General features: G+C 39.8%; 3 protein-coding genes. 1 reads left to right on the top strand and 2 read right to left on the bottom strand.

Translation table 11 applies throughout. From position 1 onward, the window contains the following. Window positions 1–316: helix-turn-helix domain-containing protein (locus tag KEM39_RS11010; RefSeq protein ID WP_249182763.1), on the bottom strand; the 316-nt coding region annotated here is incomplete at its 3' end. Window positions 317–385: 69 nt separating this feature from the next. Continuing rightward, window positions 386–1771 carry a Fic family protein gene (locus KEM39_RS11005; protein WP_211710040.1) on the bottom strand — a complete coding sequence of 462 codons (1386 nt, stop codon included), beginning with the start codon at window positions 1769–1771 and terminating at the stop codon, window positions 386–388. A 420-nt stretch (window positions 1772–2191) separates the two neighbouring features. On the opposite strand from KEM39_RS11005, the gene KEM39_RS12135 reads away from it, so the two are divergent. Further along, window positions 2192–2554 (top strand): zinc ribbon domain-containing protein, encoded by a 363-nt coding sequence (locus KEM39_RS12135; protein ID WP_107863903.1) that lies wholly within the window; start codon window positions 2192–2194, stop codon window positions 2552–2554. Window positions 2555–3125: the final 571 nt, after the last annotated feature.

Raw genomic sequence — 3125 nt, 5'->3', positions numbered from 1 at the left:
AGCCTTGCGGAAATCTGAAACTGTCTTTTTCGCCCTTGCGTTTGAATTTTGGAAAATCTGAACGTTTAGCAAAGAAATTTTTGAATGAGCTTTCTAAATCTTTCAAAGCTTGCTGCAGAACCTGACTGTGGCAGTCTTTTAGCCAAGTTAATTCACGTTTCCATTCGGGCAGCAAATTCGCAATTTTGTTGTAACTGAATTTGAATGATTTGTCTGCTTCGTACTGTTCATTTTGATACGCCAAAGCGCGATTGAATACAAAACGGGAACAACCGCAAAACTGTTTTATTTTGCGGATTTGTGCGCCGTTGGGCATCAGCTCGAATTTGTAGGCTTTGCGTATTATCATAGTGGTATGATTATACCTTTGTTTTGTGTCTGTGCCTTATATCTCCGCCCTAAAGGACGGAGTTTTACGGCACAGGGCTGATAAATCCTGAGGAGCAACATACTCTAAAGCATTTCCTGATTTGAACGGCACTAGGAATCTATATTCTCCCAGTTTGCTTAAATCGCTACGGGCAGTATTCAGGGAGATACCGTATTGGTTGGCAATTTCTTGTGCAGTAAAGATTTTTCCGCTTTCTTCCACTGCTTTTTGCAGGATACAAATTTGCCGTTGGTTCAACTTTCCTATCTTTTCAGTATATTGGGCAATCGCTGCTTTGAATTCCTGTTGGTGTTTTTGTTTGTCGGAAATGTAGTGCTCCAAATCGGCAACCGCCCGCTTGATAATATCGCATTGGTAATAGATGAAATAGGTTAAATCTGAATCGTCGGTTTCCGCATACAAATAGGATTTGGCGTATTGGGCCGGAGCGTTTTTCAGAAGACGGCTGATGGATATGTATTCAAATAGCCAGTAGCTGTTTTTGAGCATAAACCAATAGAACAAAGCCCGCGCTATCCGCCCGTTGCCATCACCAAATGGGTGGATGTAGCCGATGAGGAAATGCAAGATAATAGCTTGGACAACCGGATGGATAAACGGATTTTCCACGCCGTCATAGGTAGTATTGGCAAACGCACACACCGCTTCCATCAGCGTATGAACCTGTCCGTGCGGCGGTGGTTGATACAGGCTGTTACCATTGATATCGGCGATAAAGATTTCGTCATCCTGCCTGAATTGCCCGGGCTCGGCCTTGTTTTCAATAGCGTTGCTGGTAGCAATGCGGTGCAAATCCAAAATCATTTCAACACTTAACGGCGTATTTTTCAATTCTACCGCCTTTTTCATCAAGTGATAGTTGTTCACTATCATGATTTCGTCTTTTGTTTTGGGTTTACGCTGCGATTTGAGCATATCCTTGGCCACTTTGCGCGTGGTAGCCGCGCCTTCCATTTGGGCGGATGTAATCGCTTCTTCCATAATCAGAGACTTGAGCAGGAACCGGTTTTGCTCGTTTCTGCCGAAACCGCCCAAGCTAGACGTGCCGACAGTACTGCCGCAGCTTTTGTCAATCAAATGAAGCCGTGCCTGCAAAGAGTCGGGAATGCAGAACCAAAACTGATGTTCAAACGGGAGATTAATTGGTTTTTGGATTTTTCTGCGGCTCTCCTTGACGGCCCGCCATTTCATCCGTGTATCTACCGTGTGAATCCGGCTGAATTTGTCCCAATGCAGGTAGGTTCCATTTTTATCTGTCACGGAAAATTCTGAATAATCTTTGATTTCAGTAAGAAAGTCGGGAATGTCTATATCAGGATTGTTTGCGGAAGAATTCAGTAGCTTGGTAATTTGCGTCATTCTTTCAGTGAGATGCTGCATATATTCCTGTTGCAACAGGGTAAATTCCGGAGGTCTGGAAATTTTCATGATAAATACCAAAATCGCGCAATTTTTTATAATTGAGCTATTTTGGTCAATTTTTATAAAAATAGAAAGCATTAAAATACGAATCTGAAAGAAGCGATCACCTTCATGAATAGGGAAAGATTGTGTCTACTATATTAAAAAAGGCTGTGTTTTAATATGGTGTTGATAGGCGTGTTTGGCTTTAAGGTATTTAACAGGATAGGTTTATTCCTAACCGGAAAATAATTGTCTTTTCCCTTGCAAATAATTGAAATCAATAGATTACTAAAACACAGCCTAATGTAAAAACCAATTGGTACAAATGGCAAAGATACCATTTGGCTCAAACGTACCGAGCGGCTACGCATGGAATGGTAAAATACCTACCGCAAATTGAAAGCTGCAAGACGACAGCTCTACTATACGTTCGCCAACAGAATTGCCGAACAAAGCCGGATAATCTGTATCAAAAAACTGAATCTGCTCAACCTACAGTGCATACAGATTAAAGTCAACAAACTCCACCAGAAGATAGTTGCCACATCCCTACTGTTGCATACGCTGAAAGAAGGTGCAGCTAAAAATGGAGTTCATATCGAAGAGATTAAAGCCAATGCCACCAGCCAATCATGTTACTCTTGTGGCCGCTTGAACAAACGGATAGGTGTTGCTGCCACAAGAACCAATATGATTTGTGAGAGTTTCGGTCGGCATTACGACTCTGATGAAAATGCCTCGTCCAATATTCGAAAATAGGGAGCTGAAAAGCTGGAAACATAGAGTAGCAGTTGACCGCAAAAACATAAACGCTTACGGAATAAAAAGATGTAGTGATCGCATCCCTGCATTCTTTTTTATGTTTTGATGCTTTAGCAGTTATACAGTTTAGCAGCTGTACATTTTGGCATTTTAAACTTTTTATATAAGAATCATCATTTTTAAATACTGCAAATATTTTGTACAAATTATATTCAGTATGCCTTTTTGATTTCTCATCATTAATATCTCGTTTATATTAATATTGCAAATAATTTAAACAAATTTTAGGAAAGGAAACCAATTGCGGTAACATCTAAAATTCAAAAAACTGCTTCTTTCTTTTTTACCTTCTTGCTGGTTTTATTCTTAACGTTTTAAGACATACTGTGTTTACAGTTTCTTATTTGTTATAATTTTGTTGCAATGTCATTCTAAAAAAGTCATAATCATTTTGACTTAGTTTCTCAAGTTTCTCAAATATTCCAGTTTTTCATTTCAAAAACAAAAAACAAAAGAATCTCGACGGAGAGAGTAAGTGCATGGCCTCTTTCGGTAACACTTTCGGTGT

It is taken from the genome of Neisseria sp. Marseille-Q1983 (genome assembly GCF_018224585.1).
In the GTDB taxonomy this organism is placed as follows: domain Bacteria; phylum Pseudomonadota; class Gammaproteobacteria; order Burkholderiales; family Neisseriaceae; genus Neisseria; species Neisseria polysaccharea.
The sequence above is the reverse complement of the archived record's forward strand: the minus strand, read 5'-3'. Positions and strand labels throughout refer to the sequence as shown.